Genomic DNA, 25,475 nt, shown 5'->3' on the forward strand with positions numbered 1-25,475 from the left:
CGATGTTCATTCCATCCGCTCGGCCGCGTGCCCGCGCAGGCTCAAGCGCCGTGATCGGGCGCTTTGCCCGACGGCGCGCGATAGGGTCGGGTCACATCCCGCAAATTCACTTCCAGCGCTTCGATCCTTGCCCTGACCGCGCCGTCGCCCGCCAGCGTCAGGGTGATGTGTCCAGACACATCATCCGCAGCATCAGGCTCGAAACCGATACTCAGGACTGACAGGATCGTGCCCGTGTCGCCACGGTCGATCCCCTGGCTTGCGACCCCCAGAACATTGTCTATCACCAGCACCGAGCGCACGCGTTCGGCCCCGTGCCGTTGGCGCCCCTCGTCTTCCCAGCGGAAGCGGTTGACCAAGAACGCAAGACGTCGTTCCTGCGGACGCCAGGCCATATCGGTGATCGTGAAAACCGCATCCTGCACGAGGCTGGACAGCACTTCCAGGTCCTCGGCGTCGAACGCCCCAAGGTTCAGGGGCGCCTCTCGCCCGTCCTCGAACTTGGCATCTTCCGTCATTCGCCTTGAACCCGTTCGATCCGAGCGCCCACGTTGCCCAGTTTCTCCTCGACTCGCTCGTAGCCGCGGTCAAGGTGATAGACGCGATTGACCAGGGTTTCGCCTTCGGCGGCCAGCCCGGCCAGGATAAGTGAAACACTCGCGCGAAGGTCGGTCGCCATGACCGGCGCCCCCTTCAGGCGTTCGACACCCGTCACGGTCGCGGTGCCGCCATGCACGTCGATCCGGGCGCCCATCCGCATCAGCTCGGGCGCGTGCATGAAGCGGTTCTCGAAAATTCTCTCTTCCAGGATGCTGGTCCCCTCGGCCGTGCACATAAGCGCCATCATCTGGGCTTGCAGATCGGTTGGAAAGCCGGGGAACGGCTCTGTGATCACGTCGACCGCGCGGACCCTGCCGTTCTTGCGCGTGACCTTCAGGCCCGCGTCGGTTTCTTCCACCGAGATCCCAGCGGCATCCAGCTTTTCGCAGAATGCCTCGAGAAGGTCGATGCGACCGCCCAGGCACTCAACCTCGCCGCCGCAGATGGCGGGGGCAAGCATGAAGGTGCCCAGCTCGATCCGGTCCGTGACGACCGGGTGCGTCGCGCCGTGCAGGCGATCGACGCCCTGGATCGTGATTTCGCTGGTGCCTTCGCCCTCGATCTCGGCGCCCATCTTGCGCAGGCAATGCGCCAGATCCACGATTTCGGGCTCGCGCGCCGCGCCGCGCAGCACCGTCGTGCCCTTGGCCAGCGTCGCGGCCATCAGCGCGTTCTCGGTAGCGCCCACCGACACCAGAGGAAAGTCCACGACGCCGCCTTTCAGCCCGCCGGGCGCCTTGGCGTGAACATAACCTTCCTTCAGTTCCAGCTCTGCGCCCATCGCCTCCAGCGCCTTGAGATGCAGGTCGACAGGCCGAGCACCGATGGCGCAGCCCCCGGGAAGAGAGACCACCGCGTGTCCGTCGCGGGCCAGCATCGGCCCGAGCACCAGGATCGAGGCACGCATCTTGCGCACGATGTCGTAGTCGGCCACGTGATTGTCGAGGCGGTGGCTCGACATCGCCAGCACCTGCCCGTCCTGCAACGTGGTCACCTCCGCCCCGAGCGACTGCAACAACGCGGTCATCGTCTTGATGTCCGACAGGCGCGGCGCGTTGGTCAGCGTCAGGGGTTCCTCGCTCAGCAAGGTTGCCGGCATCAGCGTAAGGCAGGCGTTCTTGGCCCCGGCAATGGGGATTTGCCCCTGCAGCGGGCCATTGCCCGTCACGAGTATCGAATCCATGTCGTCTTATCCGCCCTTGTTCTTGTTCTGGCCTGCCTCCGACCCCTCCTGTCCCGATGCCTTTCCGCGCGCCTGGGCCTTGCGACGGGCCAGGTTCGCCTTCAGCGCCGCCTTCAGCCGATCTTCGCGGCTTGGCTTGGGTTTGGCGCCTGATTTGGGCGGGGGGTTCGTGCTCATGCCGCCTGTCTACAGCAGTCGCCAAAAAGCGTCCAGATTACGCTTGCACGAATGCCCGGAACGGTCTAATCACCCCGCCACGAACCGGCGCTGCTGTAGCTCAGTGGTAGAGCGCACCCTTGGTAAGGGTGAGGTCGGGAGTTCAATCCTCCCCAGCAGCACCATGATCACCGAAAGGTGATCGGCTCTTTTCCACTCATGCATCACCCGAACAACGCGCTCAAGGACGCACACGTCGTCCGTTCATCTCGGATTTTGACAGATCCGTGACCGCACATGCACAGCCCACGGCGAAGACCCCCGGCAATTTGACGCTTAGCAGTCCCGAAACCACCCTTTCACCCGGCAATCGCCCACTCTATAAGAGCGCACGGTTTCCGGCGGTCGAGTCGGGGGCCAAATCACTATTCAAACCACGGGACGCACGACCTCATGTCCATCTTCGACAAAATTCCCGGCCTGTTCACGGCCGACATGGCGATCGACCTCGGCACAGCCAACACGCTGGTCTACGTCAAGGGGCGGGGCGTCATCCTGTCGGAGCCATCCGTGGTGGCCTATCACGTCAAGGACGGCGTCAAGAAGGTGCTGGCCGTGGGCGAGGACGCCAAGCTGATGCTGGGCCGGACCCCCGGCAGCATCGAAGCGATCCGCCCCATGCGCGAAGGCGTCATCGCCGATTTCGATACCGCCGAGGCGATGATCAAGCATTTCATCCGCAAGGTGCACAAACGCTCGACCTTCTCGAAGCCGAAGATCATCGTCTGTGTCCCACACGGCGCCACGCCGGTGGAGAAACGCGCAATCCGTCAATCCGTGTTGAGCGCCGGCGCGCGCCGCGCGGGCCTGGTGGCCGAGCCCATCGCGGCGGCCATCGGCGCGGGCATGCCGATCACCGATCCCACCGGCAACATGGTCGTGGATATCGGCGGCGGCACCACCGAGGTTGCCGTCCTTTCGCTGGGTGACATCGTCTACGCCCGCTCGATCCGCGTCGGGGGCGACCGAATGGACGAGGCGATCATCAACTATCTGCGCCGCCAGCAGAACCTGCTGGTGGGCGAATCCACCGCTGAGCGCATCAAGACCTCGATCGGAACCGCGCGTATGCCCGATGACGGGCGCGGCAGCTCGATGCAGATCCGGGGACGCGACCTACTGAACGGGGTGCCCAAGGAAACCGAGATCAGCCAGGCCCAGGTGGCCGAGGCGTTGGCGGAACCCGTGCAGCAAATCTGCGAGGCGGTGATGACCGCGCTTGAGGCCACGCCGCCCGACCTTGCCGCCGACATCGTCGACCGCGGCGTCATGCTGACCGGCGGCGGCGCGCTGCTGGGCGACCTGGACCTGGCCTTGCGCGAACAGACCGGGCTGGCCGTCTCCATCGCCGATGACAGCCTCAACTGCGTGGCGCTCGGCACCGGCAAGGCGCTGGAATTCGAAAAGCAACTGCGCCACGCAATCGACTACGACAGCTAGGCCGCTCTTCTGCAAAAGGATGGATGGTGCCGCGTTTCATGATCCTATCCCTTGTGCTGACGTTACTGGCCTCTGCCGGGCACGCGGGGGCCGCCCTGCCGCGCACGGGCGAGTGCGTTCACAGGGAAAACGCCAGCGGCGTGATCCTGCGGACCCTGATCAAATGGGCCGATGCGAGCGCCGAGATCACGACAACCTATGGCGAAACCGTTCCGGGAAAGGTCGTCGGTCTGCGCCCGCATGATGAAAATTTCAAGCTGTCCATTTTCTACGAGGATCCGATCTCGGGGCCCGCAGAGATGACGATTTTCGGGGTCACGATCGACGGCATAACGACGCATCGCCGCTCGGTCGTGGTGTATGGGACCCTGCGAGACGGTACACGGGTCGTCAACTACGTGAACGGATTCGAAGACATCACCTGCACTGTGCTAGAGTAAGCCGATCCTGAAAGCGAAGGGACAAGTTTGGCCAAGGACCGCAATCAAGGCAGCGATTACACTGCCCCCCTGAAGCGCCTGCTTCTGGGGCTTCTGGTGTTGTGCCTGATAGGCCTGTTCCTGTTGTGGCGCATCGACAGCCCCCGTGTCGAACGCTTCCGCGCGCAGGTGATCGACCGGGTCGTACCCAGCTTCGACTGGGCGATGGCGCCGGTCACCGGAGCCGTCAACATCCTGCGCGATTTCCAGAGCTACCAGCGCATCTACCAGCAGAACCAGGAATTGCGCCGCGAGTTGCAGCAGATGAAGGCCTGGAAAGAGGCCGCACTGCAACTGGAGCAAGAGAACGCCCGCCTGCTTGACCTCAACAATGTTCAGCTTGACCCGCGCCTGACATTTGTCACCGGCGTGGTGCTCGCTGACAGCGGCTCGCCGTTCCGGCAGTCGGTGCTGATCAACGTGGGTGGTCGCGACGGCATCGTCGACGGCTGGGCCGCGATGGACGGGCTGGGCCTGGTGGGACGCATTTCCGGCGTTGGCGACAACACCGCGAGGGTGATCCTGCTGACCGATACGTCCAGCCGCATCCCGGTGACGATCCAGCCCTCCGGCCAGCAGGCGCTCTTGATCGGCGACAACACCGCCTCGCCGCCCATCGACTTCATCGAGGACGCCGACAAGGTGCGCCCCGGCGACCGGGTGCTGACGTCGGGCGACGGCGAGGTGTTTCCGGCAGGTTTGCTGGTTGGCCAGGTGGCCGAAGATCCAGGCGGGCGAGTGCGGGTCCGTTTGGCGGCCGATTACGAGCGGCTCGAATTCCTGCGCGTGCTGCGCAACTACGGGCACGAGCGCGTTCTGGACCCCGGCAGCCTGATCCAGCCGTCCGTTCCGATCGTGCAGGGCGCCGATCCCGATCCCAAGCCGCAACTGCCTGCCGAAGCGCAGACCAGCGAGGCGATCGATGGGTGACAATGCCGCGCTGCAACTATGGGCGATGCGCCTGCTGTACCTCGGGCTGGGGCTCTTCATCATGTTCTTCAGCCTTTTGCCCATGCAGACGCTGCCGCGCGGCTGGGCCGGCCCCGACCTGATCGTCGCGCTGACCTTCGCGTGGATATTGCGGCGTCCGGAATATGTGCCGCCGTTGCTGGTGGCCGGCGTGATCCTTCTGGGGGACCTCATGTTCCATCGCCCTCCCGGCCTTTGGGCCGCGCTGGTGCTGATTGCCGCCGAAGCCCTGCGCGCGCGCCATATCGGTCTGCGCGATCTGACCTTTGCGGTGGAATGGGTTTCGGTCGCCACGACGCTGGTGATCATGACGCTGGCCTACCGCACCATCCTTGCGGTTCTGCTAGTCGACCAGGCGCCGCTTGGCCTCAGCTTCATCCAACTGGTCATGACGATGATTTGTTATCCTCTGGTCGTGCTGGTCTCGCAATCGGTGTTCGGAGTGCGTAAACTGGCACCCGGCGATATCGATGCACTCGGAGGCCGGACATGAAACGCCCCACCCGCGACAACACCGAAAGCCAGAAGAAGATCACCCGCCGCGGCCTCGTGCTGGGTGGCGGCATGGCCGGTGTCGTGGGCTTGCTGGGTTTGCGGATGCGCTACCTTCAGGTCGATCAGGCCGACCAGTTCCGCCTCCTGGCCGATGAGAACAGGATCAACATCCACCTGATCCCCCCATCGCGCGGCCGTATCTTTGATCGCAGCGGCAGGGTCATCGCCGAGAATATTCCCTCCTACCGGATCAACCTCATCCGAGAGCAGGCCGGCGATGTCGAAGACGTGATCGCCAGGCTTTCCAAACTGCTGCGGCTGAATCCCGAGGAGCTGGAGAAGGCGCGCGAGGACCTGGCGAAGCTGCGCGGTGACACGCCGGTGACCGTGGCCGACCGCGTCAGCTGGGAGGATATCAGCCGGGTCGCGGTGAACGCACCGGCCCTGCCCGGCGTCACCCCCGAGGTGGGCCTGTCGCGGCATTACCCGATGGGCGCGGATTACTCGCATGTCGTGGGCTATGTGGGGCCGGTCAGCGACCGGGACCTGGAACGCATCGACGCGCCCGACGCGCTGCTTCTGATTCCACGTTTCCAGATCGGCAAGATCGGCCTGGAACGCCGACGCGAGGATTCTCTGCGCGGCAAGGCCGGCACCAAGCGTGTCGAGGTCAACGCCGCCGGCCGCGTCATGCGCGAGCTTGATCGGGTCGAGGGCGAGGCCGGCGCGGACATCCAGTTGACGCTCGACAACGCGCTTCAATCCTACGTGACCGCCCGTCTGGAGGGCGAAAGTGCAGCCGCCGTCGTGATGGATTGCGAAACCGGCGACTTGCTGGCCTGCGCGTCGACCCCCGGCTACGATCCCAACCTTTTCGTGCGCGGCATCTCGCAGGCGGATTATTCCTCGCTGCTGGAAAACAAGTACCGACCGCTGCCCAACAAGACCGTACAGGGCGTCTATCCACCCGGCTCGACCTTCAAGATGATCACGGCGCTGGCCGCGCTCGAGGATGGGCAGGTCGATCCGAACGAGACGGTCTATTGCCCCGGCTTCCTCAAGGTCTCGAACCGTCGCTTCCACTGCTGGAAGCGCGCCGGACACGGCAATGTCGACCTGCACCGCTCGCTGCGCGAAAGCTGCGACGTCTACTACTACGACCTCGCCCTGCGTGTCGGCATCGACAAGATGGCCGAGATGGCGCGCAAGCTGGGCCTTGGCGTGGAACATGACCTGCCGATGACGTCCGTGGCGGAGGGCCTGATCCCGAACAAGCTGTGGAAGGCCACGACACGAGGCGAGGACTGGCGGATCGGCGACACCGCCAACGCCGCCATTGGCCAGGGGTATGTGCTCAGCTCTCCTTTGCAACTGGCCGTCATGACCGCGCGCCTCGCCACGGGACGGTCTGTTTCGCCGCGCCTCGTGCGTTCGGTCGATGGTGTCGAGGAACCGCCCAAGCCCAGCGAGTCCCTTGGGTTGAACGAGAACACCCTGCGCGAGGTGCGCCGCGCGATGTATGCCGTGTCCAACAACCGGCGCGGCACAGCCTATGGCAGCCGCATCATCGAAGACGCCTTCCGCATGGCCGGCAAGACCGGCACCAGCCAGGTCCGCAACATCACCGCGGCAGAACGCGCCCGCGGCGTCTTTCGCAACGAAGACTTGCCGTGGGAGCGCCGCGACCACGCGCTCTACGTCAACTTCGCGCCTTACGAAGCGCCCAGGGTGGCGGTCGCCGTGATAGTGGAACATGGCGGCGGCGGCTCCTCGGTCGCGGCACCGATCGCGCGCGACATCACGCTCCAGGCGCTCTATGGCGAAGACCCCCCGCTCGAGGCTTATCCCTCGAAGGATCGCGGCCGTATCCAGACGCAGCAGGAACAACTGCGTTCGCGACTCGATCGCCATGGCGGCGAAGACAACGACCGGGCATGAGGGCTGCGCCGTGAGCTATCTCGAATATACCGTCAAGCACACGCCCTCCGGTGTCCGAAAGGTGCTTTACCTCAACTGGCCGCTGGCGCTCTTGCTGACGGCCGTTGCCGCAATCGGCATCCTGATGCTCTATTCGGTGGCCGGCGGATCGTTCAATCCCTGGGCCGAGCCGCAGGCGAAACGCTATGCGCTCGGCTTCGCGGTAATGTTCGTCGTGGCGATGGTGCCGATCTGGTTCTGGCGCAACATGTCCGTGCTGGCCTACGCGATCTCGGTTCTCCTGCTCGTCGGAGTGGAGCTTGTGGGCGTCGAGGGCAAGGGCGCACAACGCTGGATCGACCTTGGATTCATGCGCCTGCAGCCATCGGAACTGATGAAGGTCACGCTGGTGATGCTGCTGGCCGCATATTACGACTGGTTGCCGATAAAAAAGACCTCGCGCCCGCTCTGGGTGTTGCTGCCGGTCATCCTGATCCTCATACCCGTGGCGCTGGTGTTGCGTCAGCCCGACCTTGGCACCTCGATCCTGCTCATCACCGGCGGGGGGCTGATCATGTTTCTCGCGGGAGTACACTGGGCCTATTTCGCGGTTGTCCTCACCGCGATCGGCGGGCTTGTGACGGCAGTCTTCAACAGCCGCGGCACCGACTGGCAATTGCTGGCCGACTACCAGTACCGCCGTATCGACACGTTCCTCGACCCGGCCTCGGATCCACTGGGCGCAGGCTATCACATCACCCAGTCCAAGATCGCGCTCGGGTCCGGCGGCTGGACGGGGCGCGGGTTCATGCAAGGCACGCAATCGCGCCTGAACTTCCTGCCCGAAAAGCATACCGACTTCATCTTCACAACGCTGGCCGAAGAATTCGGCTTTGTCGGCGCGGTGTCCTTGCTCGCGCTTTATGCGCTGATCATCGTCTTCTGCGTCGCGTCCGCACTGGCCAACCGCGATCGGTTCTCGTCACTGCTGACGCTTGGCGTCGCGGTGACGTTCTTTCTGTTCTTCGCGGTCAACATGTCGATGGTCATGGGACTGGCTCCTGTGGTCGGCGTACCGCTTCCCCTTGTCAGCTACGGCGGCTCGGCCATGCTCATCCTGATGCTGGGCTTCGGCCTGGTGCAGAGTGCCCACATCCACAGACCCCGGTAGGTTTCATGTCTCTCAACATTCTCTTCGCCGCCCGGCCCGAACGCTGGGCGGAATACGAAACACCCCTGCGCACGGCATTCGAAGCGGCGGGTCTCAAGGACTATAATCTGTCGATGGAAATCCCGCCGGAGCAGGTGGACTACATCGTTTACGCGCCGAATTCCACGCTGCGGGACTTCACGCCCTACACGCGTACCAAGGGTGTCTTCAATCTGTGGGCCGGGGTCGAAGAAATCACCGGCAACAAGACACTGACGCAGCCGCTGACCCGTATGGTCGACGACGGGCTGGAACGGGGCATGGTCGAATGGGTCACCGGACATACGCTGAGGCATCACCTTGGCATGGACGAACACATACTCGGGCAGGATGGCACCTGGCGTAACGAGATGCCGCCCCTCGCCAAGGACCGCCCCGTCACCATCCTCGGCCTCGGGGCGCTGGGGCGCGCATGCGCGGAAACGCTCGCGCATCTGGGCTTTCCGGTCACCGGCTGGTCACGCAGCCAGAAGGACATCCCGGGGATCACTTGCCTCTCAGGGGACGACGGCTTCGCTCGGGCGCTGGAGACCGCACAGATCGTCGTGCTGCTGGTGCCCTATACCCCGCAAACCGAGAACCTCATCGACGCCGCCGCTTTGTCCAGGATGCCAACCGGCGGATTTCTCATCAACCCCGGCCGCGGGCCTTTGGTCGACGACGATGCGCTGATCGCGGCTCTCGACTCCGGGCATATCGCCCATGCCACGCTGGACGTCTTTCGCACCGAGCCGTTGCCGCCCGAGCACCCCTACTGGGCCCATCCCCGCGTCACGGTTACGCCTCATATCGCGTCTGAAACCCGCGCTGACACCGCCGCAGAGGTGATTGCCGAGAATATCCGCCGCGGCGAAGCGGGCGAGCCGCTCTTGCACCTTGTCGACCGCGACCTCGGTTATTGAGAACCGGCCCCTCGCTGTCACGAGACGGGGGCAAGAAGCGTCTCGGAATTTTGTGAAAATTCCGTGCCGTTTTCTTTGAAAGAAGACGCCCCCGCTTATTTCAGCTTCGGCGGTTTTCCCGGGTCGGTCCCCGGCGCCGGACGGACGGTCTCTTCGGGCTTTGGCAGATCAAAACGCAAGCCGACCAAGGCCATACGCGCCGCCGCCGGGTCGGTGCTGCGAAAGAACCCCACGTCCAGAAGCGCCGCCTCGAGCCCGGACAGCGCCAGAACGTCCGACACGGCGCGCGCGATGGCGGTATCGGCCCCCGGCACCGCATCCACGACGCCCAGCAAATGCCCCGTGGTGCCGTTCTCGTAGGTCACGCCAACCAGATAAGCCAGCTCGGCCAGCCCACCCGCCGCGGCCAGTCGCGCATCCAGCGCCGTGACCAGTTCTTCGGGCAGGCCCTTCGGGGGATGAAACGACTGCGGTTGCGCTTCCACCTCTTCCGGCCCCTCGGCCAGTGTCTCGGCCAACCAGACCATCGCCGCATTCGGCAACAGGGCCGCCTGCGGACCTGCCTCCAGGTTCAGGCCCAGCCCCAGCCCAGCCTCGGCCAGCATCTCGGCCACGGCGCGGCCGGAAAGGGCGACGTAATGCGCCGCGTCCCCGGCAAACCCGGACAGGCGCTCCTCGGTATCGAAGGCCAGCACGAAGGTCTGCCCTTCCACCTCGAAGGCCTGCGGCACGACATCGTCCTCCTGCGCCTCCGCCTCCAGCAGCAGGAACAGCTCTGCCGCGGCCAGCGTCTGGTAATAGCGCAGGCGGGCGGCCTCGTCGCCGGCCTCCATCGCCGCATGGGCCCGGTCCAAATGTGTCGCCTCAGTCATCCAGTGCACGCCTCACTTCAGTCCGCAGGGCCGGCAGCACATCCGCCTCGAACCACGGGTGTTTCTTCAGCCAGCCGGTATTGCGCCACGACGGGTGCGGCAAGGGGAAAACCCCGGGCGCATGATCCCGCCAGTTACGCACCGTTTCTGTCACAGATCCTTTCGCACCCAGATGATAGCGATGCGAATAGCCGCCCACGATCACCCGAAGCCGCACGGCGCCCAGTGCCGCCATGACCCGGTCATGCCATGTCCGACCGCAGATCGCGGGCGGTGGCAGGTCCGACCCCTTGGCATCATATCCCGGGAAACAGAACGCCATCGGGATAATCGCAACGCGATTCTTGTCATAGAATTCCTCCGACGACATGCCCAACCAGTCGCGCAACCTGTCACCAGACGGGTCGTCGAAGGGCCTGCCGGACTTGTGCACCCTTAGCCCCGGCGCCTGTCCCGCGATCAGGATGCGCGCACCGGGCCGGAACCAGACCACCGGGCGGGGCTCGTGCGCGGTATGTGTCGCGGCAAAGCGCTCGGCGCAGATGCGGCAGGCCCGGATTTCCTCCGGCAGATCATCAGGCAAGCGTGACCCCCGCGTCGCGCATGTCCTTCAGCGCCAGCTCGAAGGAGCCGTCGAGGTCGATTCCCCGGCAGAGATCACGCAGCACCGTCACCGGATAGCCCAACCTTGCGGCATCCACGGCCGAGTAGTTCACGCAAAAATCCGTCGCCAGACCCACCATCACAAGCTCGGTGATCCCCCGGCTGCGCAGGTAGCCATGCAGTCCGGTGGGCGTCTCATGGTCATTCTCGTAGAACGCCGAGTAACTGTCGACCGCCGGGTTGAAGCCCTTGCGCACGATCATGTCAGCGTGATCGGTCGCAAGGTCAGGGTGAAATTCCGCCCCGCGCGTGCCCTGAACGCAATGGTCCGGCCAAAGCACCTGTGGCCCGTAGGGCATCCCGATCATGTCGAACGGCGCCTTGCCTTCGTGGCTCGAGGCGAATGACGAATGCCCCGCGGGGTGCCAATCCTGGGTCAGCACAACGGCGGATGCATCTTGCATGATCGTGTTGATCCCCGCCACGATGCGGTCTCCTCCCTCGACGGCCAGTGCCCCGCCGGGACAGAAATCGTTTTGCATGTCGATCACGATCAGGCCTTTGGGCATGAGTCTCTCCTGTTGGTGACTGTCGGCAGTTCGCGCGGACCCTGAAGCAGTCACGCGCGCAGGTCAATGTCACCCCGGTGTCTGTGCGAAAATGCAGAGAAATCCTGCGAGTGTTGCTGTTTCCTTAATTCGCCAACCGATTATGTATGCGATCAAAGGAGACATGACATGACCAAGACACTGAATTTCGCAACGATCAGCGGATCGCTTCGCCAAGGCAGCCACAGCACCTCAGTAGCCGAGACACTGCAAGAGCTGGTGCCCGAGGGCGTGACCGTTACCCGGCACGACATTGCCGATATCCCGCTTTACAACGAGGATATCAAGGATGGGGACACCTCTCCGCAGGCGGTCCGCGACCTGGCCGAGAAACTGGCCGCCGCGGACGCCATCATCGTGGTGTCGCCGGAATACAACCGCGGCACTTCGGGCGTTCTGAAGAACACCATCGACTGGATGTCGAAGGAACCCAACGCGCCCTTCTCGGGCAAACCCACGCTGATCATCACGCAGTCGCCCGGGGCTACGGCGGGCCTTACCGCGCATTACGACCTGCGCCAGGTTCTATCTGTCATCAATGCGAACGTTCAGGCCGGGTTCGAGATCGCCATCGGCGGCTCGGCGGGCAAGATCGAGGACGGCAAACTCGCTCACGAAGACACGCGCGACTTCATCACCAAGCAGCTGAAGCGCCTGACCGAGACAGCCAAGGGCTGACCGCGCAGAGCTTGCCGAACGTCACCGAAGGGCGTAGATCGCGGCGCATGTATACCATCGCCGCGCTCTACCATTTCACCCGGTTCGACGACCCTGCCGCCATACAGGGCCCACTGCTCGCGTTGTGCGAGGCCGAGAAGATTTCCGGGTCTCTCTTGCTGGCGCAGGAAGGCGTCAACGGCACCATCGCGGGGCCGCGCGCCGGGATCGACGCGGTGCTTGCCCACATCCAAGGCCTGCCCGGCTGTGGCGATCTGGAGTGGAAAGAAAGCACAGCCGCGTCCCAGCCGTTCCGTCGCCTCAAGGTGCGCCTCAAGAAAGAGATCGTCACGATGGGCCAGCCCGATGTGGATCCGGTCGCACGGGTCGGGCATTACGTCGCCCCCGCGGAGTGGAACGAGTTGATCCAATCGCCCGACGTCGCCGTCATCGACACTCGCAACGATTACGAGGTGGCCATCGGCACGTTCCAGGGCGCCATCGACCCCAAGACCGACAGCTTCCGCGACTTCCCCGCATGGTGGGAGAAAAACAAGCACCGTTTTCACAACAAGCGCATCGCGATGTTCTGCACCGGAGGCATCCGCTGCGAGAAGTCCACGAACTACCTGTTGGGCCAGGGGGTCGATGATGTCTACCACCTCAAGGGCGGCATTCTGAAATACCTTGAAGAGATTCCCCCTGAAGACAGCTCCTGGAACGGCGAGTGTTTTGTCTTCGACGGCCGCGTGTCGGTGGGCCATGGCCTCAAGGAAGGCCCGCATTTGCTCTGCCATGCCTGCCGCCGGCCGATCCTGCCCGAAGACACGCAGCGCGCCGAATACGAACAAGGTGTCGCCTGCCACCTCTGCACGCAGGAAACAACCGAGGCCGACAAGAACCGCTTTCGCGAACGCCAGAAACAAATGGCCTTGGCCGAAGCCCGTGGAACGACCCATATCAAGGTCGTCCACGAGGACGAAACTTGACCGTCCCTGCCCGCTCGGTCAGGCTCGGCGCAGAATAGAAAAGCGACCTTCATGACAGACACTCCGACCCCCACCGATATCGCGCGCGACGTGCTCACCATCGAACGCGATGCGCTCGACCTGATGCGTGACACGCTGCCCGACGACTTCGATGCCGTGGTCGAGTGCCTTCTGAAGGTGCCGGGCCGCGTCATCGTCTCGGGCATGGGCAAATCCGGCCACGTCGCGGCCAAGATTGCCGCCACCTTCGCCTCCACCGGCACGCCAGCGCAGCACGTCCATCCGGGCGAGGCCAGTCACGGCGATCTTGGCATGGTGACCGCGCAGGACGCCGTGATCCTGATCTCCAATTCCGGGGAGACCCGCGAACTGGCGGACATCATCGCCCATTGCGCGCGCTTCTCGATTCCGCTGGTGGCGCTCACCAAGAAACCCGACAGCGCGTTGGCGCGACAGGCCGATCACGTGCTGACATTGCCCGACGCGCCAGAGGCCTGCGGCATCGGCATGGCGCCCACCACCTCGACCACCTGCACCATGGCGATGGGCGACGCGCTGGCCGTCGCAATGATGAAACTGCGTGGCTTCGAGCGTGAGAACTTCCTCGCCTTCCATCCCGGCGGCACATTGGGTGCACAGCTATTGAAGGTCTCGGCAGTGATGCACACGGGCGACGAACTGCCCCTGGTGACCGAAGACACCTCCATGGGCGAAACTCTGGTGGAAATGACCCGCAAGAGCTTTGGCGTCGCCGCCGTCGTCTCGGGGGATCAGCTTGTCGGCATCGTGACCGATGGGGACCTGCGCCGCAACATGGACGGGCTGATGACACACACGGCAGGCGAAGTCGCCACGAAATCGCCTCTTGTCATCGCGCCGGATACGCTCCTGGTCGAGGCGCTCGGGGTCATGAACGCCAACAAGCGCACCGTGCTGCTGGTGACCGATTCCACTAACCGCCTTGTCGGCCTCGTCCACATCCACGACGCCCTGCGTGCCGGCGTCGCCTGAGAAAATTCGTACGAATTTTCTCAGGCAAGATTATTCGCAGAATAATCCGGGACGATCCCTCAGGAGCGCGCCACGGCGTCAAGCGCCGCGCGCAGAAGATCCCATTGATCGCTCAGAGGATAATGATGGTTGCCAATGAACAGCCCGTTGGCATCGATGTCGTCCGCGTTCTTCAACGAGCCATGGATCACGTGATCCATATGTTTCGTGACAACCTCGTTCTTGGCAAAATTCCCCGCCACGACGGGCCGACATTCCACACCTTGCCGAACCAGAGACGCAATCAGCTCGGCGCGTGAAAACCCGGCATCGGGCTGCACGACCATCGAAAAGCCGAACCAGCTCGATTGGCCGATTTCCTGCTGGATACGGATCTGCGGATAGCCTTGCATCAGGCCACGGAATGCCTCGGCATTCCTGCGCCGTTCGCCGACGATCATCGGCAGTTTCGCGATCTGCTCCTGCCCGATCGCCCCGCTCACCTCCAACGGGCGCAGGTTGTAACCCGGCAGCACGAACTTGAAACTTTCCTCGAACGGGTCGTCACTTTTCTCGCCCGTCACGTGGTTGAATTTCGGCAAATTCCGGGTCCAGCCGTGGCTTCGGACCGACAGCATGATGTGATAAAGTTCCTCGTCATCGGTCACCACCAGCCCGCCTTCCATCGTGGCTATGTGGTGCGAGAAGAAGGACGAATAGCTGCCCGCGATGCCGAAGGTGCCCGCCTGCCGCCCTTGGAACGTCGCACCAAGGCTTTCGCAATTGTCCTCCATCACCACGATGTCACGCCCGGCGACAACGGCCTCGATCCGGGTGAAATCGTTGGGGTTGCCCAAGAGGTTCACCACCATGACCGCCCTGGTCTCGGGACCGATAGCCGCCTCCAGCGCCTCAAGGTCGTAGTTGAGCGTATCCGCGTCGATATCCACGAACTTGAGCCGCAGACCGTACTGGTGCAGCGGGTAGTATGTCGTCGACCAACTGACCGCGGGCACGATCACCTCCGCTCCGGCAGGAAGGTCGATCTTCGAATGGTACCTCAGCGCCGCCACCATCAGCAGGTTCGCCGAAGAGCCCGAGTTCACCATCACGGCATGGGCCGATCCCATGGCCGCCGCGAACTGCTCCTCGAAGGCCTTCACCTCCGGCCCCATCGAGAATATGCCGGATTTCACCACCCGGTCGATGGCCGCGTATTCCTTCTCGTCCCAACTCGTCGTTGCCAGCGGGAACCCCTTGGCCTCGCTCATGCCGCTCCCCGTTCCAACAGGTCCTGGAAATGCGCGTAGGTCTGCGCGATCCCCTCGGCCAACGAGGTCCGCGCCTCCCAGCCGAAATCCTTCTGCGCGCTTACGTCCAGGAGCTTTTGCTTCATGCCGGTAGGGCGCGACAGGTCATGCACGAATGCACCCTCCCAGCCGATCACGCGGGCGGTCTCGGCGTAATACTCGTTGATCGAGTAGTCGTAGCCCAACCCGATGTTCATCCGCGCCGGCAGCGCATCAAACCCTTCCACCGCCGCCCAGACGCCATCCGCCAGATCGCCGGAGAACATGAACTCGCGCCGCGCGGTGCCATCGCCCCAGATTTCCACAGTCTCGGCGCTGCTTTCCTTCGCCTCGTGAACCTTGCGGATGATCGCCGGCACGAGATGAGAGATCGCCGGATCAAACTTGTCGTTCAACCCATAAAGGTTACAGGGAATCAGTGTCTTGTAGGCCAGGTCATCGCGTTCCCGGCTGATGAATGCACAGAGTCGCGCCACGGCCACCTTGGCCAGGCCGTAGCCTTCGTTCGTCGGCTCCAACTCCCCCTTGCCGAGGCTCTCCTCGTGCAGCGGGTTGGGGGCATCATGCGGATACATGCAGCTCGACCCGAGGTTCAGAAGGCTTGGCACACCCGTTTCGCGCGCGGCCAGCACCACGTTGAACCCCATGTCCATGTTCTCGGCCAGGAATGCCGCGGGGTTGGCCATGTTGGCCTGGATTCCGCCGACGCGGCCCGCCGCGTGGATGACGATGTCAGGCGCGGCTTCGGACACGAATTTCATCACCGCCGTCCGATCCGTCAGGTCCAGCTCGGTACTGGTCGGCGCGACAATCCGGTGCGCCGCCGCGCCCGGATGGTCCTGGATGGCGCGACCAACCATGCCGCGCCCGCCGGTCAGCAGTACCTTCATCCCTGTTCCTGCGCCCGCTTCTGCGCCGCCGCTTCCTCGAAATCCGACAGCGCCATTTCCTCGACCAGTGTCTCGAACGGCGTCTCCGGGGTCCAGCCAAGCTGTTGGCGCGCCTTGCTGGCGTCCCCCAGCAAGGTCTCCACCTCGGCGGGGCGGAAATAGGCCGGATCGACCCGCACGATCACGCGGCCGGTCTCGTCGCGGCCCACCTCGTCGACACCCTCGCCTTCGAAGGTCACGTTCATGCCCAGCACGTCGGCCGCACGCTTGACGAATTCGCGCACCGAGTACTGCTGGCCGGTCGCAATGACGTAATCCTCGGGTTTGTCCTGAAGCAGCATCAGGTGCATCATCTTGACGTAGTCGCGCGCATGGCCCCAGTCGCGCAGTGCGTCCATGTTCCCGAGGCGCAGCTCCTCTTGCGTACACAGCTTGATCCGCGCCAGCGCCCGCGTGATCTTGCGCGTCACGAAGGTCTCGCCGCGAATGGGGCTCTCGTGGTTGAAGAGGATGCCGTTGCAGGCATAGATGTCATAGGCCTCGCGGTAATTCACCGTGATCCAGTAGGCGTATAGCTTGGCGACGGCATAAGGGCTGCGCGGATAGAACGGTGTGGTTTCGCGCTGCGGGGTTTCCTGCACCAGGCCGTAGAGTTCCGACGTCGACGCCTGGTAGTACCGCGTCTTGTCGCCCAACCCCAGGAACCGGATCGCCTCCAGCAGGCGCAGCGCGCCCATCCCGTCGGAATTGGCGGTATATTCCGGTTCTTCAAAGCTGACCGCGACGTGGCTTTGCGCCGCGAGGTTATATACCTCGTCCGGACGCACAGCCTGAAGGATGCGCGTCAGCGAGGAACTGTCGGTCATGTCGCCGTGATGCAGCTGGAACTGGCCCGTCCGGCCGGACTCGCCCTCGAACAGATGGTCGATCCGGTCGGTATTGAACAGCGACGTGCGTCGCTTGATGCCATGCACCTCGTAGCCTTCTGCCAGAAGATGCTCCGAAAGATAGGCACCGTCCTGTCCCGTCACGCCTGTAATCAGTGCTTTTTTCATGAGCCTTGCCCCCGCAATCCTGTCTTTCGCATGTCCGTAATGCCTCGCGCGGAAAATGAACAGGCCCTATGCCGCCGGGTGTTTTCGGAATTTGCGCAAATTCCGGTATAGAAAATGCGCATTTTCTATCCCATTTTCCACGCGGGAAATGCCAACGCTCAGATGCAGCGCCCGCCATCGACCTCCATGCACACTCCGGTAATCATGCTCGCCTCGTCGCTGCACAGAAAGGCCGCGGCGTTGCCCATGTCCTCGGGTGTCGAAAACCGACCCAGCGGAATCGTGCTCAGGAACCTTTCCCGCATCTCGGGCGTGTCCTCGCCCATGAACGATTTCAGGAGCGGCGTCTCCCCGGCCACCGGGTTCAGCGCGTTCACCCGGATTCCTTCGGGTGCCAGTTCCACCGCCAGCGCCTTCGTCGCCGTTATCATCCATCCCTTCGAGGCATTGTACCAGTTCAGTTTCGGCCGCGGGCTGACGCCGGCCGTCGAGGCGACGTTCAGAAATACGCCCGAGCCGCGTGCTTTCATCCCCGGCACGAAAGCTTGCGCAGCAAGGTAGACCGACTTGCAGTTGACCGCGAAGACCCGGTCGAATTCGTCTTCCGGAACCGCCTCGGCGGGCTGCGGCAGGTGCGTGATTCCGGCATTGTTCACAACGATATCCGGCAGGCCGAACGTCATCTCGGTGGCCAGCGTCAGCGCCTTCATGCTGGCCGCATCCGACACGTCCACCGGGCAGGCCGCCGCGCCCAATTCCTCGGCCAGCGCCATGGCGCCGGGACCGTTGAGGTCGGCGATCATCACCCGGGCCCCTTCGGCCACGAATTTGCGCACGATCCCCGCGCCAAATCCGCTGGCCCCGCCGGTCACCACCGCTGTCTTTCCTTGCAATCGCATCTCGGTCCTCCCTTGCCGCCTGTCTTCACATGGCAGCGTGCTTTGGCTCTTGGTTCAACCCTGCCTGACGGATCACGCCGGACGCGGCACGCTCCAGCCTATGTCCGCGATCCCGGCAAGGCGGCCGAAGCGGGTCAGCTCGCGGTCCAGTTTCGCCATTCGTTGCGCGGTCCATTTCACTCCCGGCTCCGGCCAGAACCCGGTTACCCGCATCCAGCCCGCGGCGCGGTCGGCCTTCAGCTCCAGCCGTCCGACAAAGCGGTCCCCCTCCAGCAGGGGATAGACGTAGTAGCCCCAGACGCGCTGATCCTTGGGCACGAACATCTCGTTGCGATAGACAAAGCCGAACAAACGCTCCAGCCGCACCCGGTCGCGGATCGCCGGGTCGAACGGGTTGAGCAGCCGCAGGTGCGACGACACCCCCTCCGCCGCTGCCAGACGCGTCTCGATATCCGCCACGCCCCAGGCCGCCCGCCAGGTTCCGTCCGCGCCTTCGACCTCCAGCGGCACGAGGTCGCGACGCTCCGACCATGCCTTGGCCTCGCGCGCATCCATCGCGTCCCAGAACCGCTGCACCTCACCCACGGTGGCCATGCCCAGCCGATCAAGCGCGGCATCGCACAGCCAGTCGGCGGCCATCTCCTCGCCCGGGCACCGGCGCAGGTCTTCGGGGAAAACACGCTCGCCAAGATCGTAGAATTTCACGAAGTTCTCACGGTGACTGGTTGCCAGCTCTCCCGCGTACCACATCTGATCGAGCGCCTTTTTATGAGGCGGTCGCGCCCACATCTCGCGGCTTTCCGCCTTTGTGTCGAACGCATGGGTCGAAAGCGCTCCTTCCTGGGCGATGCGCTCGCGGATGTGCCGGATATCGTCTTGGGCCAACCCGGAGCGATACCAGTCAGCGCGCGACACCTTCGCCCCCAGGCGCCGGAACTGCCGCTGCCAGTAGGGAAGCACGTCCATCGGGATCAACGAGGCATCGTGCGTGAAATGCTCGAAAAGCTGCCGCCCCCTCAGAAGCGGCCACAAGCTGCGCTCGCGGTAGTTTCGGTTTCGGCTCCACAAGATGTGATGATGCGCCCGCGTGACATTCCGGATCGTGTCGAGTTGCACGAATCCCAACTGCCGAATCGTCTTCATCACATCGACGGCGCCGGAGGGATTGTCGGCCAGGCCGTTGGCATGAAGCCACAGCCGGCGTGCAGCCCGATTCCCGATGCGCAGCGGCGCGCTCAAGGGCGGCTCATGTAGACCAGCGTATCGCTCAGGGCGCGGCCTTCCAGCTGCAGGACCGTGTTCATGAAAAGCCGTCCGATGGCGCAGGCCTCGGTCGTGCTGGCCTGGTCGAGGTTGATCATCGCCTGCATCAGGTCACCCGCGCGGTCGGTCGCCATGATGCTGCGCGTCATGCTGGCCTGAAGTCGCTCTTCGACCCGACGTGCTGCGACCTCGCTCAAGCGCACCGGCTGGCGCCGCGCACCAATGCGGGCCGCCTGTGCCTGGATGCGGTAGTATTTTTCCAACGCGTCCGTATTCAGACGGGCGGCCACGCGCGATGTCAGTTCGGCAAACCGCGCCGGGCGCATGCGGTTGCTTACCGCCATACCGCACTGCCGGATTGTAAGTGTCTCCATGATCTTGCGTTCGACGGTATAATAGAACTTCAGGTCCCGGGTCGGCAGGTGGCCGAGCCCGCGTTCGATCAGAGGCCACATCAGGCCGTCCGAAACGCGCACGGCTGTCGGATCCTCGAACGCGGCAATGACCTGATCGGCGACGTAGCCGGCGATGACCGGGTCGCGATACAGCAATTCGGCCTGCGCCACTGCCAGATCCAGGTTGTCGCCGCGAAATCCCAACAGGCGAAGGTCCTCGCGGATGGGCGCGATGTCGGGCAATTGCCCCAACAGTCGGATGACTTCCTGACGTTCCGCCCGGGTGTCGCGGTCCTGGGCAAGGGCAACCCCGGTGCCTGCCAGGATCAGCCAGGCGAGAACTGCAACAAAACGCAAAAGACGTCTCCTATCCGTGGCGGCAGAGCAAACGCGGGGCGCGCTCCGCATCTGCGCAAGGTCAACCTAAGGATTCTCGAACGGTTTGAAAGCCCCTTCCCGACCTGCCCGCTCCGAAACGCCTTGCGGCACCTGTTTCTCGCAACGAGAACCGCCGGGAATTCAGCGTGTTTCCTTCGGGCCTTACGCGCTGGATTCAGCTTCACATACCTGCTAGGCACTTTCGCACCGAGCACATTTCCGGAGCGTCCCATGAGCGCCACAAGCCGTAAATCAGCGCCACTTCCCGACGACATCCGCGCTATGAAAGGTGGCACGCCGATCGTGTCGCTGACCGCCTATACCACGCCCATGGCCGAACTGATGGATGCACATTGCGATTTCGTGCTGGTCGGCGACAGCGTGGGCATGGTGCTGCATGGCCTTCCGAACACGCTGGGCGTCACGATGGAGATGATGATCCTGCACGGTCAGGCCGTGGCACGGGGTCTCAAGACCGCCATGCTGGTCGTCGACATGCCGTTCGGGTCGTACGAGGAAAGCCCGGCGCAGGCCTTTCGAAACGCATCGCGGCTCATGGCCGAGACCGGCTGTGCGGCGGTCAAGCTCGAAGGCGGCGCTCACATCGCCGACACGATTGCCTTTCTGGTGGCGCGTGGCGTGCCGGTCATGGCCCATATCGGCCTTACTCCGCAATCCATAAACACGCTGGGCGGCTATCGGGTGCAAGGCCGCAACGAAGGCGCCGGCAAGGTTCTGAGAGACGCGCGTGCGATCGCCGAGGCGGGCGCTTTTTCGGTCGTTCTCGAGAAACTGCCCGCCCCGCTTTCGGATGAAATCACCCGCGAGATAGGCATACCCACGATCGGGATCGGTGCCTCGGCCGGGTGCGACGGGCAGATCCTCGTGCATTACGACATGCTGGGGCTCTTCACCGCGTTCAAGCCCAAATTCGTCAAGCGCTACGCGCATCTGGGCGAAGAGGCGGAACGGGCCATCGCCACCTACGCCGAAGAGGTCCGCGCCCGCGCCTTTCCCGGCGAGGAGCACGTCTATTCAGACAAGGCACCGAACACGTGACCGCGCCTATCCTGCGAAGCCTGCCTGACCTGCGGGCGATGACCGCCCCCTGGCTGCGGGCCGGCGCGCGCATCGGCGTCGTGCCGACCATGGGCGCGCTTCACGACGGTCACCTGTCGCTTGTGGCGGCCGCAAAGCGCGACTGCGACCATGTGATCGTGACGATTTTCGTCAATCCAAAACAGTTCAACAACCCCGAAGACCTGGCCAACTACCCCCGAACCGAGGATGACGACGCGCGAAAGCTCGCGCGTTTCGAGGTCGACGCATTGTGGGTGCCGGATGGCGACCAGATGTACCCCGGCGCTTTCGCCACGAACGTGTCGGTGTCCGGCCTGACCGATGTGATGGACGGGGCACACAGGCCCGGCCATTTCGACGGTGTGGCCACGGTGGTGACGAAACTCTTCACGCAGACGCGGGCGACCGATGCCTATTTCGGTGAAAAGGATTTTCAGCAGTTGCTCGTCGTGCGCCGACTTGCCGCCGATCTGGACCTCGGCGTCACCGTGCACGGCTGCCCCACGATCCGCGACATCGACGGGTTGGCGCTCAGTTCACGGAATCTGCTTTTGTCCGATCGCGCGCGCACGATCGCGCCGCGACTGCACGAGGAAATGGAGGAGATCGCCAAAGGCCTCGCCCATGGCGAAGCCCTCGCCCCCCTACGGGAGCGTGCCGTGGACCGCCTGCTCACGGCGGGATTCACCAAGGTCGATTACCTTGACCTGCGGTCCCAAAGCGATCTGCGCAGTGTCTCCGACACCGCGCAGCCTGCTCGCCTGTTCGCCGCCGCCCATCTCGCGGGGGTTCGGCTGATCGACAATATCGCCGTCTGAAGCTGACAGTGGCGTCAGAATTCGTTCGGGTTGCCCGACACGACGGTGCCCGTTCCGTCGGCGGTCTCACCGTTCATCCAGGTGACGGACTCTCCATCAATCGCGACACCCCAGCAGTTTTCCTCTTCGCCGTAGTCAAAGCACATCTGATCGTTCTCAACGCGCCACGCGCCGGTGTAATCGGCGCCCTTGATCCTGCCGTCCGTGTCGTAGAACTCTGTATAGGCAGAGCCGTCTGCCATGCTGCCCTGCACGGTGTTGCCGGAAATCGTTGACGTGATCTCGTCGCCAGACGCCAGTTCACCCGCCCAAAGCGGCGTCGCCGCGAACGCCGCCACGGCGGCACATACGAAATGTCTCACAATCGTCCTCCTGATTTCGATATCCGATCAAGATGCGGCGATGCCCGGCCAGTTCAAGCCGACACGTGCAGGCCACCTTGGCCCAGGTCACGCGCCCCAGGTCGGCGCGGTGATCATGTGCCGTCGCCAGACAGCAGGCTGTGCAAAGCCAATGCCATGACTTGCGCGCTTTGCACCATATCCTCGATATCGACGTATTCGTCCGGCTTGTGCGCGAGGTCGAGTATCCCGGGCCCATAGGCGATGCAGTTGCTCAGCCGCCCGATCCGGTCGATATGCTTCTGGTCGTAGGTGCCGGGGCTGACCACATACTCGGCCTCGCGCCTGAAGACCGTCTGCACCGCGTGTGCGACGGCGCCCACCACCGGCGCATCGCGCGCGGTCATAGTGGGCTCGACACTGTGGATACCCTTGATCGTGTAATCGAAGCCGGCCCGTCCCGCGCGCACGCGCTCAAGCACGTCGCGTACTTCCCGTTCGACTTCGCCGATATCCTCCTCGATCAGGAAGCGCCGGTCGATCACCATGCGGCAGCGATCGGGCACGCAGGGCGACGGCAACCCGGTATAGTCGGCCTCCTGCTCGCGTTCGCCGCCGTGGATCGAGTTTATGTTGAGCGTCGACTGCTTGGCGCCTTCGGGCACAACGGGCATGTCCGTGCGTTTCTCCGCCAGTGCCGGGAACAGGCTCGCTTCCATCTCCGCCAGCACGGCGCCCATGTGACGGACGGCACAATCGCCCAGAAACGGCATCGAGCCATGCGCAATTTCGCCCATCGTCTCGATCTCGGCCCACCAGACGCCCCGGTGGCCAAGACAGATCCGGTCCTTGTTCAACGGCTCGGGAATGATGACATGCTGAACCCGGGAGGGGCTGAAATAGCCCCGCTCCGCGAGGTATGCGACGCCGCCGAAGCCGCCCGACTCCTCGTCCGCGGTGCCACTTATCTCGATCGCGCCCGCGTAGTCGGGGCAGATTGAGATGAATGCTTCCGCTGCGACAATGCTGGCCGCGAGCCCGCCTTTCATGTCGCAGGCGCCGCGCCCGTAAACGCGCCCCTCCTTCACCTCGCCACCGAACGGGTCCATCGTCCAGCCATGGCCCACTTCGACGACATCGATATGGCTGTTGAAATGCACGCACTGACCGGGCGCGCTGCCGTCGCGTCGCGCCACGAGGTTCCAGCGCGGATACCGATCGCTGTCGCCAACCGCGCCCTCGGCCCGTACCAGTTCGGTCTGAAACCCGGACTTCAGAAGCCGTCGGTCCAGAAGGTCGCAGATTTCGCGGTACTTCGCGCCCGGCGGGTTAAGCGTGGGAATGCGGATCAGGTCTTGCGTCAGGCCGACCAGGTCATCGCGCCGCGCGACCACTTCGGCCAGGAGCTTTGCCGTCACACCCTCGGTCACGCCCACGCCCTGCTGACGTCATGTCCGGGTGCGATACCTCCTGGATTGCCCAGCAAAATGCCAGCCTGCGTCAGGCGGCAAGCGATGGCCCGGTACGACTGGTGCCCGATCCTGCCGAGCCGGAACTCACCGCCCTGAAACCAATTCACCAAGGTCGGGAGGACCTTGATCCTGGCTGGACAATCCGAAAGCTCGGGGTCGCACCGGCACGGCACCACCCGGTACATTCCGGCCATATCCGGCTGATCACCGACATCGGCGAGCGTCACACTGGTCTGAGGCATCTGGTCGAACGGCCAAGCAAGATCTGCATCTCGAAAGCCTAGCAATCCGCCCCGGACCTGACAACAGGCGGCGCATCGCGGTCGCCCAGAACCCTATCGACCAGCGCGGGCAATGCCTCGAACTGGCTGAACCGGCCTGACTGGGGCAGGTCGTCAACCGGGGTTTTGCGATAACCCTCGGTGAAAAGCGCGAAAGGCACGCCGGCCGTCCGGGACGTTTCCGCATCGACTTCGCTGTCGCCGACGAAGATGACCTCCTCTGCGCCGGTTTGACTGACGGCCCGCAGCAGGGGCGCCGGATCGGGCTTGCGCACCGACAAGGTATCACCGCCGACGATCACGTTGAAGTACCGCGCCAGGTCCAGATGCGCCAGCACCGAAGCCGTCGGCCCCTCGGGTTTGTTGGTGCAAATGCCAAGCGCGACACCGGCGCCAGCCAGGGCGTCGAGACACGCATTCACGCCGGGATACGGCTGCGTCAGGTGGACCGCACCTTCGTAGACGTCAAGAAACTGCTGGAGGACCTGCGCCTGCAACGCGTTATCGTCGTCCAAACCCCGTGCGGCAAGGCACCGCCTGATGAATACTGCCGCGCCGTGACCGACAAAACCCCGTGCCTCGGCCAGGGTGAAAGGTGCAATGCCGTGACCCGCCAGCACCCGGTTGGCGGCGGCGTGGATATCCGGCGCGCTGTCGATCAAGGTACCGTCCAGATCGAAGATGACCGCACGCGACCGGCGTCCGGATGTCGATCCTGCCTCAATCCTCATTCAGAACCATCTCACCAAACGCGCCTCCGGGCGTGCCGGGGCGCAATCGAACAAGACGGGAATCCGCCACCGCGGCCTGCCGGTGCCGCACCGCACGGCGATAGACGGGATCACGCAGCATACCGACGAAAGCGTCGACATCTGGATATTCGGCGATGAACGCGATGTCCCAGCCTTCGTCCTGTGGTCCGATCAGTATCATCTCGGGCTGTCCTGCCCATACGATCCGGCCGCCCAGGTCGCGGAAAACCGGCGCACTTTCCCGTCCGTAGGCGGCATATGCCTCCGCCCCGGTCGCGACGGTACCGTCGCCATACTCCGCCTCCTCGCGCAGACGGATCAGGTTGAGCATTTGGACCGGGCCTTCGCGAGCCATGGCCCGAAACGCGGCAAAGCTATCTTTCGTCGGATCAATGTAGTGCGACATTCGGC

29 protein-coding genes and 1 tRNA gene are annotated in these 25,475 nt (G+C 63.9%); 13 read left to right on the forward strand and 17 right to left on the reverse strand.

What is annotated here, in order from left to right:
• Positions 1-41: 41 nt before the first annotated feature.
• The 3 genes from KUV49_RS00940 to KUV49_RS00950 are packed head-to-tail and all read right to left on the reverse strand — an operon-like array spanning position 42 to position 1,960.
• Entirely contained in the window at positions 42-518 is a 477-nt protein-coding gene (locus KUV49_RS00940; RefSeq protein WP_222451201.1) for a DUF2948 family protein, read from the reverse strand.
• Positions 515-1,783, reverse strand: a complete 1,269-nt coding sequence (gene murA, locus KUV49_RS00945) for a UDP-N-acetylglucosamine 1-carboxyvinyltransferase (RefSeq protein WP_222451202.1) — start codon at positions 1,781-1,783, stop codon at positions 515-517. The genes KUV49_RS00940 and murA overlap by 4 nt, the downstream gene beginning before the upstream one ends.
• A gap of 6 nt (positions 1,784-1,789) precedes the next feature.
• Positions 1,790-1,960 (reverse strand): hypothetical protein, encoded by a 171-nt coding sequence (locus KUV49_RS00950; RefSeq protein ID WP_172978005.1) that lies wholly within the window; start codon positions 1,958-1,960, stop codon positions 1,790-1,792.
• Positions 1,961-2,049: 89 nt separating this feature from the next.
• Between KUV49_RS00950 and KUV49_RS00955 the strand changes: the two genes are divergently transcribed.
• The 8 genes from KUV49_RS00955 (at position 2,050) to KUV49_RS00990 (ending at position 9,411) form a co-directional block, all read left to right on the forward strand.
• A tRNA-Thr gene (locus KUV49_RS00955) sits at positions 2,050-2,124 on the forward strand.
• A 268-nt stretch (positions 2,125-2,392) separates the two neighbouring features.
• Positions 2,393-3,439 carry a rod shape-determining protein gene (locus KUV49_RS00960; RefSeq protein ID WP_057792035.1) on the forward strand — a complete coding sequence of 349 codons (1,047 nt, stop codon included), beginning with the start codon at positions 2,393-2,395 and terminating at the stop codon, positions 3,437-3,439.
• 38 nt (positions 3,440-3,477) lie between these two features.
• Complete coding sequence (locus tag KUV49_RS00965) at positions 3,478-3,879, forward strand: hypothetical protein (RefSeq protein WP_222451203.1); 402 nt, start codon at positions 3,478-3,480, stop codon at positions 3,877-3,879.
• Between the two features lie 27 nt (positions 3,880-3,906).
• On the forward strand, positions 3,907-4,848 hold the full coding sequence (gene mreC, locus KUV49_RS00970) for a rod shape-determining protein MreC (RefSeq protein WP_222451204.1): 942 nt from the start codon (positions 3,907-3,909) through the stop codon (positions 4,846-4,848).
• Positions 4,841-5,380 (forward strand): rod shape-determining protein MreD, encoded by a 540-nt coding sequence (locus KUV49_RS00975; protein ID WP_222451205.1) that lies wholly within the window; start codon positions 4,841-4,843, stop codon positions 5,378-5,380. The genes mreC and KUV49_RS00975 overlap by 8 nt, the downstream gene beginning before the upstream one ends.
• A complete protein-coding gene (gene mrdA / locus KUV49_RS00980) occupies positions 5,377-7,320 on the forward strand; it encodes a penicillin-binding protein 2 (protein ID WP_222451206.1) in 1,944 nt (647 codons plus the stop codon). The genes KUV49_RS00975 and mrdA overlap by 4 nt, the downstream gene beginning before the upstream one ends.
• Before the next feature lie 10 nt (positions 7,321-7,330).
• Positions 7,331-8,470 carry a rod shape-determining protein RodA gene (gene rodA / locus KUV49_RS00985; protein ID WP_152494378.1) on the forward strand — a complete coding sequence of 380 codons (1,140 nt, stop codon included), beginning with the start codon at positions 7,331-7,333 and terminating at the stop codon, positions 8,468-8,470.
• Positions 8,471-8,475: 5 nt separating this feature from the next.
• Entirely contained in the window at positions 8,476-9,411 is a 936-nt protein-coding gene (locus KUV49_RS00990; protein ID WP_222451207.1) for a 2-hydroxyacid dehydrogenase, read from the forward strand.
• Positions 9,412-9,506: 95 nt separating this feature from the next.
• Here KUV49_RS00990 and KUV49_RS00995 read toward each other — a convergent pair whose 3' ends face one another.
• From KUV49_RS00995 to pncA, 3 genes are read right to left on the reverse strand one after another with little or no spacing between them, the layout of a single operon-like run.
• The gene (locus KUV49_RS00995; protein ID WP_222451208.1) at positions 9,507-10,283 is read right to left on the reverse strand and encodes an SseB family protein; all 777 of its coding nucleotides are present in this window, start codon (positions 10,281-10,283) and stop codon (positions 9,507-9,509) included.
• The gene (locus KUV49_RS01000) at positions 10,276-10,866 is read right to left on the reverse strand and encodes a uracil-DNA glycosylase family protein (protein ID WP_222451209.1); all 591 of its coding nucleotides are present in this window, start codon (positions 10,864-10,866) and stop codon (positions 10,276-10,278) included. Before KUV49_RS01000 ends, KUV49_RS00995 begins: the two co-directional genes overlap by 8 nt.
• Positions 10,859-11,455, reverse strand: a complete 597-nt coding sequence (gene pncA / locus KUV49_RS01005; RefSeq protein ID WP_152496547.1) for a bifunctional nicotinamidase/pyrazinamidase — start codon at positions 11,453-11,455, stop codon at positions 10,859-10,861. The genes KUV49_RS01000 and pncA overlap by 8 nt, the downstream gene beginning before the upstream one ends.
• Before the next feature lie 168 nt (positions 11,456-11,623).
• Between pncA and KUV49_RS01010 the strand changes: the two genes are divergently transcribed.
• Genes KUV49_RS01010 through KUV49_RS01020 form a run of 3 tightly spaced genes read left to right on the forward strand, consistent with a single transcriptional unit; the run spans position 11,624 to position 14,151 of the window.
• Positions 11,624-12,172, forward strand: a complete 549-nt coding sequence (locus KUV49_RS01010; RefSeq protein WP_222451210.1) for an NADPH-dependent FMN reductase — start codon at positions 11,624-11,626, stop codon at positions 12,170-12,172.
• Positions 12,173-12,219: 47 nt separating this feature from the next.
• On the forward strand, positions 12,220-13,140 hold the full coding sequence (locus KUV49_RS01015; protein WP_222451211.1) for a rhodanese-related sulfurtransferase: 921 nt from the start codon (positions 12,220-12,222) through the stop codon (positions 13,138-13,140).
• Positions 13,141-13,191: 51 nt separating this feature from the next.
• A complete protein-coding gene (locus KUV49_RS01020) occupies positions 13,192-14,151 on the forward strand; it encodes an SIS domain-containing protein (protein WP_222451212.1) in 960 nt (319 codons plus the stop codon).
• A gap of 59 nt (positions 14,152-14,210) precedes the next feature.
• Here KUV49_RS01020 and KUV49_RS01025 read toward each other — a convergent pair whose 3' ends face one another.
• The 6 genes from KUV49_RS01025 to KUV49_RS01050 form a co-directional block, all read right to left on the reverse strand.
• On the reverse strand, positions 14,211-15,401 hold the full coding sequence (locus KUV49_RS01025; protein ID WP_222451213.1) for a DegT/DnrJ/EryC1/StrS family aminotransferase: 1,191 nt from the start codon (positions 15,399-15,401) through the stop codon (positions 14,211-14,213).
• The gene (locus KUV49_RS01030; protein WP_222451214.1) at positions 15,398-16,330 is read right to left on the reverse strand and encodes a GDP-L-fucose synthase family protein; all 933 of its coding nucleotides are present in this window, start codon (positions 16,328-16,330) and stop codon (positions 15,398-15,400) included. Before KUV49_RS01030 ends, KUV49_RS01025 begins: the two co-directional genes overlap by 4 nt.
• Positions 16,327-17,385 (reverse strand): GDP-mannose 4,6-dehydratase, encoded by a 1,059-nt coding sequence (gene gmd, locus KUV49_RS01035; RefSeq protein WP_222451215.1) that lies wholly within the window; start codon positions 17,383-17,385, stop codon positions 16,327-16,329. Before gmd ends, KUV49_RS01030 begins: the two co-directional genes overlap by 4 nt.
• A 158-nt stretch (positions 17,386-17,543) precedes the next feature.
• A complete protein-coding gene (locus KUV49_RS01040; RefSeq protein ID WP_222451216.1) occupies positions 17,544-18,284 on the reverse strand; it encodes an SDR family oxidoreductase in 741 nt (246 codons plus the stop codon).
• Between the two features lie 72 nt (positions 18,285-18,356).
• Positions 18,357-19,523 (reverse strand): winged helix-turn-helix domain-containing protein, encoded by a 1,167-nt coding sequence (locus KUV49_RS01045; RefSeq protein WP_261391479.1) that lies wholly within the window; start codon positions 19,521-19,523, stop codon positions 18,357-18,359.
• Positions 19,520-20,299, reverse strand: coding sequence for a hypothetical protein (locus tag KUV49_RS01050; RefSeq protein ID WP_222451217.1), 780 nt, complete (start codon positions 20,297-20,299; stop codon positions 19,520-19,522). Before KUV49_RS01050 ends, KUV49_RS01045 begins: the two co-directional genes overlap by 4 nt.
• Positions 20,300-20,551: 252 nt before the next feature.
• On the opposite strand from KUV49_RS01050, the gene panB reads away from it, so the two are divergent.
• Positions 20,552-21,379: a 3-methyl-2-oxobutanoate hydroxymethyltransferase gene (gene panB / locus KUV49_RS01055; protein WP_222451218.1), complete on the forward strand. Its 828-nt coding sequence runs from the start codon at positions 20,552-20,554 to the stop codon at positions 21,377-21,379.
• A complete protein-coding gene (gene panC, locus KUV49_RS01060; protein ID WP_222451219.1) occupies positions 21,376-22,218 on the forward strand; it encodes a pantoate--beta-alanine ligase in 843 nt (280 codons plus the stop codon). The genes panB and panC overlap by 4 nt, the downstream gene beginning before the upstream one ends.
• 14 nt (positions 22,219-22,232) lie before the next feature.
• Here the strand turns inward: panC and KUV49_RS01065 are convergent, their stop codons facing one another.
• The 5 genes from KUV49_RS01065 to KUV49_RS01085 all read right to left on the reverse strand — a co-directional run bounded on the left by KUV49_RS01065 (position 22,233) and on the right by KUV49_RS01085 (position 25,470).
• Positions 22,233-22,580, reverse strand: a complete 348-nt coding sequence (locus KUV49_RS01065; RefSeq protein WP_222451220.1) for a hypothetical protein — start codon at positions 22,578-22,580, stop codon at positions 22,233-22,235.
• A gap of 113 nt (positions 22,581-22,693) precedes the next feature.
• Complete coding sequence (locus KUV49_RS01070) at positions 22,694-23,989, reverse strand: acetylornithine deacetylase/succinyl-diaminopimelate desuccinylase family protein (protein ID WP_315899536.1); 1,296 nt, start codon at positions 23,987-23,989, stop codon at positions 22,694-22,696.
• On the reverse strand, positions 23,986-24,258 hold the full coding sequence (locus KUV49_RS01075; RefSeq protein WP_222545599.1) for a hypothetical protein: 273 nt from the start codon (positions 24,256-24,258) through the stop codon (positions 23,986-23,988). Before KUV49_RS01075 ends, KUV49_RS01070 begins: the two co-directional genes overlap by 4 nt.
• A gap of 53 nt (positions 24,259-24,311) precedes the next feature.
• Positions 24,312-25,043 carry a phosphoglycolate phosphatase gene (gph, locus tag KUV49_RS01080; protein ID WP_222451222.1) on the reverse strand — a complete coding sequence of 244 codons (732 nt, stop codon included), beginning with the start codon at positions 25,041-25,043 and terminating at the stop codon, positions 24,312-24,314.
• Positions 25,033-25,470, reverse strand: coding sequence for a DUF1330 domain-containing protein (locus KUV49_RS01085; protein ID WP_222451223.1), 438 nt, complete (start codon positions 25,468-25,470; stop codon positions 25,033-25,035). The genes gph and KUV49_RS01085 overlap by 11 nt, the downstream gene beginning before the upstream one ends.
• Between the last annotated feature and the right edge of the window lie 5 nt (positions 25,471-25,475).

Source organism: Roseovarius atlanticus (genome assembly GCF_019802205.1).
Classification (GTDB): Bacteria; Pseudomonadota; Alphaproteobacteria; order Rhodobacterales; family Rhodobacteraceae; genus Roseovarius; species Roseovarius atlanticus_A.